The organism is Nostoc spongiaeforme FACHB-130 (assembly GCF_014698475.1).
In the GTDB taxonomy this organism is placed as follows: domain Bacteria; phylum Cyanobacteriota; class Cyanobacteriia; order Cyanobacteriales; family Nostocaceae; genus Nostoc_B; species Nostoc_B spongiaeforme.
In genome coordinates this window covers 61,425-78,865 of the sequence record NZ_JACJTB010000034.1, presented here as the reverse complement: position 1 = coordinate 78,865, position 17,441 = coordinate 61,425, and the positions used below count along the sequence as shown (strand labels likewise).

Genomic DNA, 17,441 nt, shown 5'->3' with positions numbered 1-17,441 from the left:
TTTACCAGCCTGGGGTCGCCGAATGTTTTCCCCTGAGACTCTTGTGCATGAATTAAAATTGGGTTTTCCATCTGTTTTTTCTCCTCACTTTCCTTGTCTTACTAATAGACATCTATTTATGTGTACAACTTAATTTAACTGGTCTGTTATGCCTGAAATCCTTGCAGCTACCACTTGTGTGTACACCGTAGGCTTGCGGGGAGGGGTTGGGGGTGGGGTTGAAATGTACCTCATCCAACCGAGAACCGCTATATTTGCCGATTTTGTTGTAATTTAGTTTTCTTAACTGAAGCGTATTGGCTTATATAGAAATACGCTTCAGTTAAGAGAATAGTAAGGTTGGGTGTAGCGATAGCGTAACCCAACAAAGTATGCGTGAATGTTGGGTTCCGTTCCTCCACCCAACCTACACAAATCTGACGATGAAAGTGGGACTGTCCTCTTCATTCCCATTCATCCAATTCATGACTGCGGTTGCGAAGTAGGCTATTAAGTTGGGTGCGGTGAGTTTCAAAGTTAGCGGCGATATAAATCAGTAAAATACCAACTAGCAAGCCAATTACCCATTTTAAAAATGAGTAACGTAAGCTGAAAATGACTAATTGGTAAATACCAGTAACTAAGAAAGTACCTGTACCAACATACAAAAAAGCCCGAATACGCAAAGTTAATCCAGCAAAAATAGCGATGAGGCTGAAAATTCCGGGAATGATGACTGTATCTTGATGAAATACTACTGCCCATCCACAAATTAAACTGATACCTACCAGCCTGACAATGTGCCGCGATGATTTTGATTCTGGCTGTTTTAGCTGTGGATCAACTTGGGCAATGTATAACAGCGAAAGTCCAGTGGCGGTAAAATACCACAAGGGGTCAGTAATATTTAATTGGGATAACCATTTCCAGGCTGCCCAATCAATTAAGGCGATACTAATATATGTGAGGCGGATATTTTCACTCACCTTGGCTAAGATGATGTAAAAGCCAGCCGCGATGAGCAGGGTGATGGGGTAAACTTGCAGTCTGGTTTCCCACAAAATCATTAATGGCAGAATGTAGGCGGCGAGTTGCCAAGGTCTTTTTGACCAACCCCAATTTTCCCAGGGTAAGCTGTATAAGAAGTAGGCTATCACACAAGCGATCGCACCATTCCAAGGCACTAAAGGCCCGGTTAGCCACTGTCCTACGGCGGTTTCTCGCCAATAAACCCGCATTCCCAATACTTCTAATAAGCCGAGATAAACCCACATTTCTTCTGTGGTGATTCTGCCAAAAACCCTTGGTGTATTACTAGTGCCTCTTCCTTGGAAGATGGCATACATAATTAATAATCCCCCTGTACCCAACCCAACAAGGCGGTTAGCTTGAATTGGCAGGGCAATGGCCAGGGTTAATAATACACTACTCCAAGCCCAGTGCAGATGAGCAATACCTTTGATTTCTAGCAAACTGAGGCGTAAATATCGGCTCAACCAAGGTGCTAATCGGTTGTAAACTAGCATAATGCTTGTTCCTAAAGCAGACATGGCAATTAAGCCATCACCCAATGCACCGCCTTTAGCTTGGGACATTTGATAAAACAATAGTTCATAAAATGAAATTGATACGCCAATAATGCCGCAGTAAAGTAGCGGTTTAAAGTTTGGTTGTCGTCTCCCAATACCAATGACGATTAAAGCCACACCCAAACTAGATAAACCAGTCCACTCGGTAAAAATATTTAACCGCAGAACAACACTCAACGCACCATAAACTAAGGGCAGAATATGTAAACTGCTGGGAAGTCTGGCGGGATGATATCTTCGTCGCCACCATTCGCCTAAAAGTTGGGTGAATAAACCTAAAGCGATGTTGGCAATTGCAATTCTGATTGTAGAACGTTCCCCAAAGCTCAACACTTCGGCGATGAATAATTCTACACACCAACCAATACCGTAAAATGCCCAATCTGTGGGTTCACTCCAGCTACGGTAAGCAATGGCGAGTAAAGTAATGGCACTGGCGACTAAATACCAAACTCCGGGGATGACGACGGCATCATAAACTAAATATGAGTGGATTGTCAGGGTTGAGAGTACAGTACAACATAAAGCGATCGCCCATTTATCACTAGCATCTGCATATATATCTGCTAATTCATGGTTGCGTTGTTGTAATAATTTCCGCATTAACCATAAACTAAAAGTGGCGATCGCACCTACGACTAACCAACCTGCAATAGCTAGGCGGGGTAAGCCTGGTATCCCTTCCCACAGCAACGCTGCTATAAAACTCAGTCCTAAACCAATGGTAAAGGCGGCAGATCCTTCATTTCGTAAATAGCGGGTATTGAGATACATTACACCCGTACCCACCGCCAAACTCATAAATCTAGTTTCTGGTACAAGAATAGTTAAAAACTGCACCGCAAACACAGCCACCCCACTCAAAAAAGCCCTGATAGTGCGGGGTTTGCCTGTGGTACGACTGGCTAAAAAAGTCAAACATAAGGGTGTAATTAACCAAATCACGCCCCAATATTGTTGGTTAATTTGTTTAAAAGTGGCATCAAAAAATAAACTAAAACTGACGATGGATAATACTAAGCCGAAATACCATGCACTACTTTGCCAGCTACCATTACCAAGACTAAATCCCCATTCTGCCACCATCACAACTGAGATAACCGTTGCCCAGAGATAAGTCGGGAGATTCGGGAAAAACCAGTCTATGACTGAGAAAAGTGCCAGTAAACCGATGAAGTGAGTCAGGTAAATTAACGGCGTGGAAGATGGCGAACGGCGTTTAGTGACAACAGTCAAAGTAATAGTCGAAAAAACTAGATTTAGCGATCGCAAGGTAGGATTAATTGTGGCAATCACAGTTAAAAAACTGCCAAACATCAAGGCTATCGCTTCACCATAATTTGCCAAATCTCGTTTCTCGGTATGACGCAGGCGATCGCAAAACCATACCATAAAAATTAAATAAGGAAATAATGCCACACTCAGCAACGCCCAAGGTTCATTTTGCGCCTGGGTGAGATTTGCCGCAGTAGCAATTATCGATTGTCGCGTTCCCGGCGGTACAACTCGCCAACCCTGCCAAATCGACTGTAAGCCAACCAAAAACAGCACCGCTAAATCAAGCTTGAGGCTATATCTCTGCAAACGCTGACTCACATACCACAAAGCCAAACCACTCACAGCCAAAGCTTGTCCCGGATAATCTGCTACCGCCACAGCCCAACCGAGGAAGAGTAAAAGGCTACCTAAGATTTCCCAAACGGGGTGAAGTGCTAAGTCAGAGAGTCTTCCTCTACCCCCTGCCCCCTGCTCCCTGCCCCCTTGCTCCCTGCCTTCTGCCTCCTGCCTCTTGCCTCCTGCCTCCTGTTGCTGTACTAACCAAGTAATCAACCAACCACAAATCCCAATGGCTAACCCTAGTTGGGTGACATTTACACCAGCAACAAAAATTGCCCGTGACAACAGTACAATTAACGAGTAAACAATGACGGTGGCAAATAAACTGAGTTGATTTTCATTGGTATTACGTCGCTGACGACGAATGTCATAGATAGTTAGTAACGTTGTGCCTATCATCGCTGCATACACAGCAATTAAAGGAAAGACTGCGATTTTCCAACCCCAATGTAAATAACTCAGCGCCAGGATATTAATTAGCGGTAACTTTCTTGTGGAGGAGTTGGGAAAAACTGTACGATTACTGCACAGTAAAACTGTAATAAAAGTCAGGGTAGGAGCAGCGATCGCAACTGTTAACCAGTTAAGCGGATTGTGCCATAATCCAAAACTGTCCATTGCCCAAAAATTCACAGGCACTAAAAATAACGTGACAATTAATAGCGTCTGAGTGGTTAATCTCAGGTTTGCTTGTCTCCCAGTCCAAAAGCTGAAACCCCAAAAAGTTAAAGTATAAGCAAATAACACCCCATACTGTCCGGCGGCGGGAAATCTTTCCCATTGACTTGCAGCCAATACCCCAGAGGACAGCACTACTAAAAATACACCTAAAAATAGTAGCCAGCGTACACTCAGTTCTTCCCCCAAAGATTGCAACATCCTCGTGACAAAGTTGGGTTGAGAAGGTTGTTTTGGCGGTGCTGGCGCATAAGCAATTAATGGCTTGGCTGGCTGTTTGGAAGTTGCACCCGCTACTACTGCTTCCGGTTCGACTTGCGGCTGTAACACCACCATACAACTGAGATATTCTTTACATAACTGCCTAACTTGGGCATCAGATATCAAACCCAAGCGCAGCCATAAATCCAATCCCTCCAATAACTGCGGATGGGATGATGATAGGGTGAGGTTAATTTTTAACGGACGCTCTGGGGAAGATGACATAAGCAGCAGCCGTGTAAGTATATACTTAAGTCTTGATTAGGGTAACGTATATCTTGACTCAACTTGTGCCAGTTCGGGGAGCGATCGCTAGAATGTTTTAAGATGAGTGCGTTGAACCTCTCCCCAACCCCTCTCCGACGCGGAGAGGGGCAGATGTATTCCGCATTCTTCAAGAAAAAATCAAGAGTTTTAAAGCCTCTATCCCCCAGAGGGCTACGGTGTACACACATCTTTGTTGCTAAGTGCAGAATGTGGCTTGATCCCCCCTAACCCCCCTTGAAAAAGGGGGGAACAAGAATCAAAGTCCCCCTTTTTAAGGGGGATTTAGGGGGATCAGATGATTTGTTTGTACACCGTAGCCCCTAGTGGAAGGGGTTTGGAGAGGGGTTTCTTCTAGCCAGCACCAAACTGTAACTTTTAACCCTCCTATTACTGAAACTGGCACATTAACCAAGCGCAAACTTCAGATTGACTGGTTTCACGGCTACGGCGTAAAGCTTCTTCTAAAATTGCAATTACCAACCCAGGCAAAACTTGTGATTCTTGAATACGTTTGCTTCCCTGATCTGCCATAGTATATGCAATGATTTGAGCATTCTGCACATCTACTACCCAGTATTCAGCAACGCCTAATTCTTCGTAGAGAGAACGTTTTGTTCCCAAGTCATCAAGTAGAGAAGTTTTTGCAATCTCAATCACTAAATCTGGTGCAGGGTAGCGTTCAAGGTTGACAATTCCTGTACCAGATGGGATGCTTTGAGCGCGTTCTCTGAGATAATACGCCACATCAGGCTGACAATCCTGAATTCCTGTTTTACGAAAAGTTATGGTGTCTAAACCTGTAGCTAAAATTCCTTTCAGTGTGGCAAATAGAGTCACCGCAAATATAATGATCACATGATCTTGACCATGATCAAAACTAACTGGAGCCATTTCCAGCCTCATGTGTCCTTTGTAATAATAACTTTTTGCTTTATCGGTCTGTAGTTCAGCAAGCGTTTGTAAATATTCTTGCCAAGAAGCAGGAATCCAAATATTAGTGGGTAACTGGGTTTGAGTTTCACTCATTGTTTAACCCTTTTGCCAGTAAGCTATATCTCTTGTACCTCACATTCGGAGTTTTTTGCTCGACACTTTGACATCTGAAGTCGGATGTTCGAGTTCGGAAGGTGAAGTTTCAAGTTCTGAAGTCGGAATTTCGTGTTTAGAGGCTCAACGTTGCTGTTCTGAAGATGAAACTTCGTGTTCGGAAGATGAAGTTTCGAGCTTTTTACTCGGATGTTACTGTTCCGAAGTCGGAATTTCGTGTTCGACAGTTTGAATGTTGTGAACCATAGCTTATTGATTCGTAAAGAGGCTTAAAGTGTCATAACGACAACTTGAATCTGTGATTAAACAGATTTAAGATTGACTAACAACGCTGCAATACCGTGCGCTGCTATTCAATATTGCATCTAAAATCTTTGCATTTTGAGAAAATCAGCAAAATTTTACAGTAAACTTGTATAAAACTTCCGTAATAACCCTTAGTGACGGAATTATGCCGCCAGACTATTCCGGTGAAAATTTGCGAGGTCGTTCATTTAAAGGTCAAGATTTGACTGGGGCTAATTTTAGTCAGGCAGATATTCGAGGGGCTAATTTTAGCAAGGCTATTCTCAAAGGGGCTAATTTCACAGGTGCGAAAGCTGGACTACAGAAACGTTGGACTGTTGGGTTGCTTATAGCCTCATGGCTGCTGTCAGCAGTTTCAGGGGTTTTCTCAATCTTTCTTAGTCTATTCGTAGTATTGATATTTAGACCTACAAGTTCTGAAGATTTGAGTCATGATCAAAAGATCATTTTTGGGATAGCCCTCCTATTTGTGCTACTCGTTTTTTGTATTATTACTCTTCGTAAGGGTTTAACAGCAGCTTTAGGAGCCTTCGTCGTAGCCTTCGCCGTAACCTCCGCCGTAAACTTCGCCGGAGAGGGAGGCGTAGCCGCAGTCTTCGCCGTAGCCGGAGCCGGAGCCGTAGCCGTAGCCGGAGCCGGAGCCGTAGCCGGAGCCGTAGCCGTAACCTTCGCCGGAGCCGGAGCCGTAGCCGCAGTCTTCGCCGTAGCCGGAGCCGGAGCCGGAGGCGTAGCCGGAGCCGGAGCCGGAGCCGGAGCCGGAGCCTTTATGTTATTTAGTGCTTACATTGGCTGGCGTAGTTTAGCTGGAAATGAAAAAGATGCTTGGGTTCGCTCATTCGCCATTACCTTTGCAGCAACAGGCGGTACAAGCTTCTTTGGTGCTGATTTAACTGATGCTGACTTTACTGGTGCAACTCTCAAAAACACAGATTTCAGAACAGCAAATCTCACTCGCACTCGTTTTTATGAAGCGAAAAAACTCGACCTTGCCAAAGTAGACGATTCAATATTAGCTAAACGAGACATTCTCAATTTGCTAGTTACTTTAAATGGTAGAAATAAATCATATATTCGCGCAAATCTTAAAGGCGCAAACCTCATAGGCGCAGATTTAAAAGAAGCTAATCTTAAAGACACTGATATTAGTGAAGCCACCTTTGCAGGAGCTTGTTTAGAGTGGGCAAATCTAACTCTATCTCAAGCTGTGGGTACTGATTTCACTCGCGCTCAAATGACTGGTGCTTGTGTAGAAGCTTGGAATATTGAAAGCACAACTAAATTAAATGATGTTGATTGTCGCTTTATCTATCTGCTAGAAAATCCCCATTCTGGAACTGATGATAGAGAACGCCGCCCCAGTAGTGGCGACTTTCAACCAGGAGAATTTACTAAACTATTTGAAGAAGTATTAAACACTGTCGATTTAATTTTCCGCAACGGTATCGACTGGAAGGCTTTTGTTACTTCCTTTAAAAAAGTGCAAGCAGAAAATGAAGATACAGATTTAGCTATCCAAAGTATTGCTAATAAAGGTGATGGCGTAGTTGTCGTTAAAGTTAACGTCCCTGATGGAACTGATAAAGAGAAAATTCATAGTGATTTTATGCAAAATTATCAGTTAGCATTGCAAGCTGTGGAAGAAAAATATAAAGCGCAATTGCAAGCTGCTGCTTCAGGCTTGGCTTTGCGAGATTTCCGCGCAAACCTTTGTCCCATCTCCCCAACTACAGCGTCTAATCCTCCCGTTTGTCCACTGGCTTTAGCATAGTTATATACCTGCAAAGCGGCTGCATAAGCTTCACTACCCACCGCCAGAGAAGTATCATCAACCAATTCTTGCAACTGAGTCAAAGCCAGCAACACTGGATACAACGCTTCAAATAATTGCACATCCTTTCGCATTTCTTCCAAATCAAAAGAACGTGGTAAAAACTCTGGGTTCTGTGTCGCCACCTCTAATGCTTTACTAACAAAAGCGCGGCTTTTATCTCCCATCTTGGGTAAAGCTTTGCGCTCCTCATTACTCAAATCAACTAAAAATGGTAACTTTTCTTTAATTGTAGCGATCGCTTGCAACAACGTATCCTTATCTGTTGCACTCAGCGTTGCACTTACAGGGCTTCTGGCCATAGACTTGAATCTCCAGTATGGATTTCTGATTTAGAGTTCCCATATATACAAGTCAAATCCATAAGTATAAACACAGTTTTAATCACATAAATGCTGTATTTTAGCTGCAAAATTCAAGATATTTCCAGATTATCTCTACTATTGATAGCATCACAAGTGAAGTTAAGCGATCGCACTTCTCAAACTTCCAAATCTCAATAGCGATCGCCTGTGTCTGCTGGAAAGTTACATTGGCGATATGATGAAATTAGCTTCTGATGAGAAATCCTTATGGTAGCAGCATCCAAGCAAGAACCAAAAATCATTCGCACAGAACGTGGATTGACGATCGCAGGTACACGCATTGAAGCTCAGTTATTAACTTTTTGATTGACTACAACTTAACAGGCGATGCTGTTTTATTCTACAGAAGCAAAACCGGGAATATATGGAAGTAGAGATATTAATTAACCAGTACTATTGCTGAATAAATTAGTAATATTTTTAGCTATAATATCTCTGTAATTAAAACAGAAGTTAGATATTAAAATATGACTAATTTACTTAGGTTGTTGACAATTTCATCTTTGGTACTTTGTACGGGTTTGCCATCTTTTGCCACCAATAAATCCTTCGCCACTGAAAAACACTTCCAAGGTGATGTGGAGCCAAAAAACTGCCCTCTCCAAAAAAAGAAAAAAGGTAGTTTTATATATAATCTTTGTCAAGTTAAGGGTAAGCCAATATCTTTATATATCCAAAGTGTTGAAGCATCTGATGGCAGTGAGAATGACGCTCTAGATGTTGCTGTATTAAAATACAAAAATGGAAAATTAATTCACGTCAGTGCTGAAGATTTTCACAGATATGGTTTCCGCAATCAAAAATTAGTTGCAGCTTGGCATCTAGATAATACCATTGAAAATGTATCAACAGCTAAATATCGCGCCATAGAAAAGCATTTTTTAGCAGAGTCTCGGAAGAGTTTAGAACTATTTGGGATTAAGCAAAAATAGCATCCCTCAATAATCCAATACGGTTCAGTTAGTAATTTTTTCTTCTCTTCGCGCTCTTTGCGCTCTTTGCGGTTCGTTAAAAAAAATGACTTTAACAAAGAGTTTTAGTCTTAACTGAACTGTATTGCTCTATAATCAGGCTTGAGTATAATCAGCGATCGCATCTTTCGCATTTTCCCTCTCATCTCATAGCAACTCGTAATGTTAGTGATTTTATAGGCTGTGAAATTTTTATCATTAATCCTTGGGAGAATAAATCTTTGTAATTAATGACTTTTATTGATGATATTAGGAGAGAAGTGGAGCGATCGCACCCCTCAAACTTCCAAATCTCAATAGCGATCGCCTGCTTAACCCCACCCTTCAACCTTTCATCACTTTTCGCACATAGAACTCATGGTGGTTGCGGAAAAATCAGGATTCCCCACTTCTACGCCCTAGTAGCCGAGAGAATTTCCAAAATTAGTCTAGAATACCATACGCTCTCATATACTTACGTAATAATTCAAAAAGTCTTTAATTTTCTTGTCTGTTATTTTTGGTAAAAACTACTATAATTGAATCCACTAGATAAAATATTTGCAACCATAAGCAACCCCTAACTGTGTTTACAACTGCATTTGCACCAAAAAACCAAACCCAATCAGGTGAACTACCACGAGATTTATTTGCTGCTATTGAGGATTTGAAAAAAGAACTCAATGCGGTAATCTTGGCGCATTACTATCAAGAACCAGATATTCAAGATATTGCAGATTTTATTGGTGATTCGTTACAACTGGCGAAAGCCGCAGCCCAGACAAATGCAGATGTAATTGTCTTTGCTGGCGTACACTTTATGGCAGAAACAGCCAAAATTCTCAATCCTGATAAGTTAGTACTGTTACCTGATTTAACTGCTGGTTGTTCTTTAGCAGATAGTTGTCCACCACAGGAATTCGCGGCTTTCAAAGCAGCCCATCCTGATCATTTGGTGGTTTCGTATATAAACTGCTCTGCTGAAATTAAGGCAATGAGCGATATTATTTGCACTAGTTCTAATGCTGTCAAAATTGTGCAGCAGATACCCAAAGGCCAGCCAATTATTTTTGCCCCAGACCGGAATTTAGGGCGCTATGTCATGGAACAAACTGGCAGAGATTTGCTACTGTGGCAAGGTAGCTGTGTTGTCCATGAAACCTTTTCCGAAAAGAAAATTGTCCAATTAAAAATAGCACATCCCCAAGCGGAAGCGATCGCTCACCCAGAATGTGAAACCAGCGTTTTGCGCCACGCTAATTATATTGGCTCGACGGCAGCTTTACTCAAATATTGTCAAACCAGCCCTGCCCAAGAATTTATTGTGGCGACAGAACCAGGAATTATTCACCAAATGCAAAAATTTGCCCCAGATAAGCATTTTATTCCTGCACCACCCACAAATAATTGTAATTGTAATGAGTGTCCTTTTATGCGACTCAATACATTAGAAAAACTGTATTTAGCAATGAAAAACCGCGCTCCTGAAATTACAATGTCTGAAGAAATTCGACTAGCGGCACTGCGTCCAATGCAACGGATGTTAGAAATGAGTGTTTAAAAGTGCTGAGTAGAAACTGAATGGTGCTAAACTAACAATTCTCCAAATTCATGAGCATTTGTTTTCCAAGGATAGTTTAAACTACCTTGGTCTTCAATTTTCATACTCAAAAAGGTGTGCGTTAAATCAGCCCACCTTTTTGAGCGCGAACTGTACTAGTACAACAAGGCAAAAGTAAAAAGCGCAAAGTAGGCGGTGTCGGTTTCCGTCCCGCCTAACTTTGTAAGAAGGCAAAAGTAAAAAGAAAGAATAAAGATACTACAAGCCTTTTAGCAATTCCAGATAGTCTGTTTATTTACGCCGACCTGTACTAGTTCGCTTGTCATCAAAGGTATCAGGGGCGATCGCTAATTTATACTGTAAAGTATCTACTAAATCTCAACAGCAATCAATAATGACGAACGAAGAACTTCAGCAAATAGTAAAAAGCAATGCCAGAGCTATTCAAGGTATTCTGGATGCAATGGCTGAGGAAAGACAAGAAAATAGAGAACGAAACGACAAAATAGATACAACAATCTCTAGAATGGAAGATGCCATTTTGAGATTAACCACCTTAAATGAGGGAATCGTCAACTTGCTCAGTTCTCTAGATTAAGATCGTCCGACAATTCTGAGAAGTTGACAGTTATTGAAAACAAAGTTGATCAAATTTTGAACAAAGAGTAGATATCAAGTTACACATTAGAATAAACTTGTCATTATTCAAAGCGATCGCTCTCATCAAGAAATAGATGTAATTAAGGAAACCCAGCACCAGCAATTACTGAAACTATTGTTACTGATTTTTCTTGCTTCGTAACAAACCTAAGCCTGTGAAAAAAAATGCTGTTTAATTACATCTGCACGTGAACAATTCCAATAGTCAATGTGAGAAATAATCAAATCATCAGAGTTGAGTTTTAATTCACTCCAGCCAGTGATAGAAATGCGGGGTTTCCAAGGTAAGGGACTATTCCAACTCAGTGTCCACTCAGTTTTGATGATATTACCCAAACGTTGAATGTTGTGTAAATCCATTTTGAGATTTAAAAAGAAAGTCTGGATAAATTTAATCATCCATTGATAAAGTTTAAGTCCTCGAAATTTGAAAACCGCATCTTGAAAATAAACATCTTCTGCGTAAATTGAATATGTTTGATTTTCAGGAAATCTTTGATAATCTTCTTTGAGAATTGCGATAATATCCATGAATAAAAAAGGGAGTAGGGAGTAGGGAATGGGGATTAGTAAAATAAGGCAAAAGGAAAAAGGCAAAAGGAAAAATTCAAAAAAAGAATGGTGATACCACAAGCCTTTTAGCAATTTCTTATGGTCACTGAGCGTACTTGTACTGAGCGCAGCCGAAGTAGTCGAAGTGTGGTCTGTTTATTTACGCCTTGCTGTACTAGGATATTGGGAGTTAGAGGCTGGGGATTAGTAGCACTTTGCTATATTTCATTCCACAGGCGTTCTAGTTGATATTGCCAAGTGGCTAATACTTGTTCTCTATCGTTAGCAGATTGGTTAATTTCACCCATTAAGCCTTCTGCATAAAATCTGTCTAAGTTTTGCATTGTGGCTTGTAGAGATTGTCCTTGCTGTTTTGCGGCTTGGATAATTTTGCGGAGGCGGTTTTCAATAAATCGATTGAAGACATCATTTAAACCAGCTTTATGTAGAGAAAGCATTCTAGAAATAGCATTGGCAAAATCCGCACTCACTAATGTACTCATATTATGGTGATAGACTCCCCAAACTACGCCGTCATAAACTGCGTAACGGGTTTCTTGAGTTTCATCAAAGTTGGCTTCTAAAAATTGGGTTAAAAATGTTTCCGCTTCTTGTAGGGGTACAATTGGCAATAACACTCGCAGCCAAGCTTGGTCTTCTGACAGCAGCACTAACAGCCGAAAACTAGGTGAGTCTACTTGCCAAGATCCAGGTGCGATCGCAGCTATACTTTCTGTACCAAAGAAGTCTGTTAGCGTTACCGCAATTTCGTCAGGTGTCATAGTCTAAATTTGAGCTTTACCATCTAGGGTAACGCTTTCAAGGCACAAAGGTTATCTGTGAAGGTTGGGTTTCAGGGTTTTGCATACACGCCCCATCCCTACGGAAAATTCAAAATTCAAAAGTAAGAGGATACTGATTTTGCCTTTACACCCTTGTCCAAATCCTTTATTTTTCGCTGCACTGCGTAAGTTCTAAAATATTTTCATGGCTAAATTTCCTCTCAAGTCTAGATAATTTGTAGTTAATCTCTGCTGAATAATTGTGCAGAAATTCTTAACCTAAATTTGTACTAATTTTAACTCATTCTTTGCTTATACTGTCTGTCTTCATAAGAAGATTATGGGGTAACAGCAGTAAAATACACTAAATCTATCAAATTTTAGATGTATTTGATTAATTTAATTCGCATAAAAGAAAAATAGGAGTAATTAATATGGTTAATTAAAGTCACAATCGCACATCAATAAAACTTTTAAATAGTACGGAAATGTCACCCGAAAAATTGACAAGATGCGGCGCTGCATCAATTGTCTTTTTGGGATTTTTTTGTGTGGATTTGTTTAATTGAACGTGAGGAGTAGAAATGATTGAGGCTATCGTTGTTGCTTGGCTATTATTGTTTTTTGGTGATTTTTTATCTACGTTCGTATATCACATACCTGAGCATGTTTTTGGTAGCCTCCACTTAAGAACACATCATTCTTGGAAGAAGGACTTTCGCCACTATGCCATATTAACTTTAAATTTTCAGGTACTTTTAGATGGAATTTTAGGAGCTTTGCCTTATATAATTATGGCATTTATTCTTTGGTCTTTCTCTCCCATTGGAGTGATTTTAGGATTGCTATTAGGTCAGTTTCATGTATGGTGGAGACACGTTAGTGTTTTGGGTTGGCAAACTCCAAAGATAATCAATGTTGTGTGTCAATTTTTATTCATTACCACTCCCGAAAGACACTGGCTGCATCATAATAAAACTAACCTGGGCTTTGGCGATATTTTCACTTTCTTTGAGCAACCTGCACAAGTTTGGCTGCGATGGTTGCGTCTTTTGAGAGTTCGTCTGCGTTATTCGCGGATTTAGTTAATGGCTTTACCAATTCGCCTAAAAATGGAGAGTTGGTAAAGCATAAATCGGTTTAAATATTCTTAGCTAATTGTCGTTCAGGCAGAAAAGCTAAAATTATGTGTTCTTCTGGTATTCCTTCTGCGATTAAATCTGCGACAATGCCAGTTTCAATACCGTCGTATTCTACCCAAACTTTTTGATCATGGAGAGTTACATAAATTATATTGCCTCTAACTCTTCTGCCTCGTTCCCAGCCTACTTGCATTAAGGCATACCGATTTTGCTGTTCATCAAAAACAGTATCCAGCCGAATTTGCCCATGAGATGGAGTAAATTGGGCATATTTCTGAATTACTCGTTTTATAATTCCTGCATAATGCGTGGTGGTATCCATTGTTTTACCTCAACTTTATTTGAATCTATAACCAGTAATTTCATAGGTAATTCACTAATATCTCTTTGTGGCATAAATTAAAGCACATTTCCACCATAAAATTTTAGCCTCCCACATTGGGAGGCTAAAATTTTAGCGGAGACAGTTTTTAAGCTAGACAAACACAACAGCGATCGCACCACCAAAGGCGGCGAAAATTGCGGAAACAACGGCTGTGGCAAATAACCACCAAGCGGCTGTAGCTGCGGCTTTGCGGGTTTCTTCGGCTTGCTTTTGGGCTTGACGTTTGACTTCTTCTAAACGGCGTTGTGCTTCTTGTTGGATGCGTTCTGCACGTTGTAAGACTGTGTTCCGGGCGCGTTCTACTTGGTCAATAATGCGGTTAGCATCTTCCTCAGAGATATCTTCGCGGGAACTCATGATGGCGACTAGGGTATCACGGTTGAAGGAAGATAGGCGATCGCGCAAGGCATCAAATCCCGCCTGGGGATCGTCAAATAACTGGCGCACATCATGCTTAATGCCATCATAGTTAAGTTCTGGGCGATCTAAGGAATTGAGATAGTAGCGGATACGGGCAAAAATCCCATCCACAACATCTTGTATCCGGCGTTGAATACCGCGTATTTGTTCGACAAATTGATCCCGGACGGAAACTATATTGTCGGCAATTCTGGCGGCTTCTTCATCGCTCATATCTTCCCGAATTTTTAGTAAGGCGATGATGGTAGAACGGTCAAAATGCGCCAAGCGATCGCTCAAACTTTCTACCCCGACCCGTGGATCATGCAACAATAATTGCAAGTCACGTTTAATACCTTCGGGGTTGAGTTCTTCTTTGCCAGTTTGCCGCAAATATTCTTCTAGGTAAGCTTTGAATGTATCCATTCTTTGCTGAGTACGGGTAGCCAAACGGCGGGGCGCACGCACAATATTGCGGATGGATGTTTGCATCGAGTCAATTACTTGATTGACTTGTTCTTCACTCAAGTCTCGCCGTTGACTCAGCAATTTAACTAAGGTATCTCGGTCTACTTGGGATAACCGCCGCCGCAGGGCGATCGCACCTTCTCTGGGATTGGCAAACAAGCGATCTAAATCTCGTTGAATCCCTTCGGGGTTGAGTTCTGCTTTGCCAGTGTTCCGCAGATAATCTGTAATTGTCGTCATGACAGAATCATATTGTTCTTTGGCTTTGTCAGCGACGGCTTGCGGTGCGTGGCGAATACTGTGCCAAGAATCTTCCACAGTATTAATAATGTTATTAACTTGGTCTTCGCTCAAATCTTGGCGCTGACTCAATAACTGCACTAAAGTATCGCGGTCAAAGCGAGACAATCGGGTGCGAATGGCAATCATCCCGGCTTGGGGGTCTTCTAATAATCGCTTCAAGTCGGCGCGAATCGCATCAGGGTTTAATTCGGCTTTACCTGTGTTACGCAGATATGATTCTACATTCAACCACAGGGTTTCTGCTTGATATTTTGCTTGTTCTGCTATACCTTGGGCGGTAATTAAAACGCGATCGCGTTGTCTTTCCAATTCATCTAAAATTGGTTCAACTTCATAGACTTGCACATCGTTGCGTTCCAGCAGAATTTTCCGCATTTCTGCCCTGTCAATCACTGCAAAACGGCGTGACAGTGTTTCATAATCTGCATCTGAGTCTGACAACAAAGACTGGAAATCCCGTTCAATACCTTCCGCCGTTAAATCTGATTTTGGTGTTACCAACAGATAACTTTCGACTCGCCGTTGCAAATCTTGGGCAATTTCTCGTTCTTCTTCGGCTGTAACTGTGACTAATACTGACTGACGTACAGCTTCTAGCTGGTCGGCGATGCGTTGAATTTCAACTTGGGTGAGTAAGCCTCTATCTTGCAGAATTTTAACAAAATCATTACGAGACAAGCGGTCTAATTCTCTTCTAATTATCCCAGGGTCGGCGGCTGGGTCATAAATAACATCGCGGAATTCTTGGGCGATTCTTTCTTGGCTGAGTTGCCAAGCAAAGGTGTTATGTAGATAATTTTCGATGTCAGCACGAATTGGGCTGTAAGGTTGGGAAGGTACGGGTAGCCCTAGTTTATCAGCTTGTTCGGTGGCTTTATCTTTGGCGGTGGTCAGGGACTGCAAAATCTTTTCCACGTCAATATCTGATAAGTCAGTGCGTCCCAAAACAATACCAGTCAAAGCCGTTAAACCTTGCTGGAGTGTCTGCTGAAGCGGGCCTGGTGTGGCTTTTTGGTCAGCTTGTTTCGCGGAACGGCTTTCCGCAATTAACTGTTCTAGTTTGGCGTTGAGTTCGTCGGTTCTGGTTTGACCTGGTGGTAAGGATTTGAGATAGTCAACTAATTCCCCTAAACGGTCTTGGACTGGTGGCTGTTGTCCTACGACCTGTTGCCAAACATTGTATAGTGTATCTGCAATCCGGTTAACGTCGCGTTTAGAAAGGTCGGTGCGGCTGCTGACTAAATCGATAAATTTTTGGCGGTCGATGTGGCGTAAATCGGGGCTACCAGCGATCGCTTTTAATTGTGGATCATTGAGTAATTTTTCAAATTCGCCCCGGATTTGCGAGATATCCAACTCTGGCGGACGCAGTTTTTCTAGGTAATCTTCGACATTTTCTCGAATACTCATCGGGTCGATTGCACTACCTAATTCTCGACGTACAGCAGCTGCTGCGGCTTCGGCGGTGGCTACCACTTGCTGATTCACGGCTTTCGCACCCAAGGCGGCGGTAGCAGTTCCCATAATCGCCTGAAAACCAGAGGTAGCAGTATTCACCACTGAACCAATTAAAGAACCCACAGTAGTGGAACTAACCCACATTAGTAATAAGAAATATGCACCCCAAATCACTAACCCCAGAATCGCCCCTAATCTAGGGTCAAAAATCACTAAGCTTAATTTTACGGCTAGGAAACTGGCAATTAATAAGGCGATGGTAACAGTAACTAATGTCCAAATCCCCACAGCCGTGCCAATTTTGCGAATTGTACCACCAAAGCTGCCTGTTTCTCCATGACTAGAATCGGCATCTGAGGAATGTCCTAAGTAGGAAATACCAGCAGCAACTGAGAGATTGGTTAGCACTAATTGAAAAGCAAAAGCTAAAATCACACCAGAGATTAAGGCGACAAAAAAGCGCGGCCCAGATGTTAGCACCGATGCCTGCGCTGGTGTGACGTTGGAGGGATCTACAGAAACTTGTGCTACCCATAACAATGGTTTGTAGAGTCCCAACATAATGCCTGTACTTTGAATCATTGTATTTCCTTATTGTTTAATGTTTAACTTTGGAGAGATATTAGAATCCTCTGAGCAGCAACTATGCAATTAATATCTGTGAACAATCGCTATACCTAACTCTTGTAAATCTCAGAATCGGGCAATTTAGGCGATTCCAGCATCCATCTCAAGTTTGAATAATATATCTAGCGTCGGGTAGAAGTTTGATGAATCAGAAGATTTAATTTTGGGGAGATTGCTGAAAATTTGACAGTAAAATGCCTGTGCTTACAAATATTTT

At 41.7% G+C, this 17,441-nt stretch carries 12 protein-coding genes and 1 pseudogene; 5 read left to right on the top strand and 8 right to left on the bottom strand.

The annotated features are described in order from the left end of the window. Window positions 1–318: 318 nt before the first annotated feature. From H6G74_RS31610 to H6G74_RS21765, 3 genes are all read right to left on the bottom strand, one after another. Window positions 319–447: a hypothetical protein gene (locus tag H6G74_RS31610; RefSeq protein WP_277927175.1), complete on the bottom strand. Its 129-nt coding sequence runs from the start codon at window positions 445–447 to the stop codon at window positions 319–321. After that, on the bottom strand, window positions 444–4,349 hold the full coding sequence (locus tag H6G74_RS21770) for a DUF2157 domain-containing protein (protein ID WP_190969652.1): 3,906 nt from the start codon (window positions 4,347–4,349) through the stop codon (window positions 444–446). The genes H6G74_RS31610 and H6G74_RS21770 overlap by 4 nt, the downstream gene beginning before the upstream one ends. A gap of 429 nt (window positions 4,350–4,778) precedes the next feature. Then, window positions 4,779–5,417: a Uma2 family endonuclease gene (locus tag H6G74_RS21765; protein WP_190969651.1), complete on the bottom strand. Its 639-nt coding sequence runs from the start codon at window positions 5,415–5,417 to the stop codon at window positions 4,779–4,781. Window positions 5,418–5,889: 472 nt separating this feature from the next. On the opposite strand from H6G74_RS21765, the pseudogene H6G74_RS21760 reads away from it, so the two are divergent. Beyond that, a pseudogene (locus H6G74_RS21760) lies at window positions 5,890–7,410 on the top strand (pentapeptide repeat-containing protein); the annotation flags it as partial. Here the strand turns inward: H6G74_RS21760 and H6G74_RS21755 are convergent. Next, on the bottom strand, window positions 7,359–7,874 hold the full coding sequence (locus H6G74_RS21755; protein ID WP_242051309.1) for a hypothetical protein: 516 nt from the start codon (window positions 7,872–7,874) through the stop codon (window positions 7,359–7,361). The pseudogene H6G74_RS21760 and the gene H6G74_RS21755 sit on opposite strands and share 52 nt — an antisense overlap. Before the next feature lie 530 nt (window positions 7,875–8,404). On the opposite strand from H6G74_RS21755, the gene H6G74_RS21750 reads away from it, so the two are divergent. From H6G74_RS21750 to H6G74_RS21740, 3 genes are all read left to right on the top strand, one after another. Continuing rightward, a complete protein-coding gene (locus H6G74_RS21750; protein WP_190969649.1) occupies window positions 8,405–8,869 on the top strand; it encodes a hypothetical protein in 465 nt (154 codons plus the stop codon). Between the two features lie 604 nt (window positions 8,870–9,473). Further along, window positions 9,474–10,448: a quinolinate synthase NadA gene (gene nadA, locus H6G74_RS21745; RefSeq protein ID WP_190969648.1), complete on the top strand. Its 975-nt coding sequence runs from the start codon at window positions 9,474–9,476 to the stop codon at window positions 10,446–10,448. 394 nt (window positions 10,449–10,842) lie between these two features. Next, window positions 10,843–11,046, top strand: a complete 204-nt coding sequence (locus H6G74_RS21740; RefSeq protein WP_190969647.1) for a hypothetical protein — start codon at window positions 10,843–10,845, stop codon at window positions 11,044–11,046. Between the two features lie 209 nt (window positions 11,047–11,255). Here the strand turns inward: H6G74_RS21740 and H6G74_RS21735 are convergent, their stop codons facing one another. Together H6G74_RS21735 and H6G74_RS21730 are read right to left on the bottom strand one after the other, a co-directional pair. Further along, window positions 11,256–11,639, bottom strand: a complete 384-nt coding sequence (locus H6G74_RS21735) for a DUF2358 domain-containing protein (RefSeq protein ID WP_190969646.1) — start codon at window positions 11,637–11,639, stop codon at window positions 11,256–11,258. Between the two features lie 239 nt (window positions 11,640–11,878). Then, window positions 11,879–12,442, bottom strand: coding sequence for a leucine zipper domain-containing protein (locus H6G74_RS21730; RefSeq protein WP_190969645.1), 564 nt, complete (start codon window positions 12,440–12,442; stop codon window positions 11,879–11,881). A gap of 584 nt (window positions 12,443–13,026) precedes the next feature. Between H6G74_RS21730 and H6G74_RS21725 the strand changes: the two genes are divergently transcribed. After that, on the top strand, window positions 13,027–13,527 hold the full coding sequence (locus tag H6G74_RS21725; protein WP_190969644.1) for a fatty acid hydroxylase: 501 nt from the start codon (window positions 13,027–13,029) through the stop codon (window positions 13,525–13,527). A gap of 55 nt (window positions 13,528–13,582) precedes the next feature. Here the strand turns inward: H6G74_RS21725 and H6G74_RS21720 are convergent, their stop codons facing one another. Further along, window positions 13,583–13,906, bottom strand: coding sequence for a XisI protein (locus H6G74_RS21720; RefSeq protein ID WP_190969643.1), 324 nt, complete (start codon window positions 13,904–13,906; stop codon window positions 13,583–13,585). A gap of 153 nt (window positions 13,907–14,059) precedes the next feature. Then, window positions 14,060–17,179, bottom strand: coding sequence for an MFS transporter (locus H6G74_RS21715; RefSeq protein ID WP_190969642.1), 3,120 nt, complete (start codon window positions 17,177–17,179; stop codon window positions 14,060–14,062). Between the last annotated feature and the right edge of the window lie 262 nt (window positions 17,180–17,441).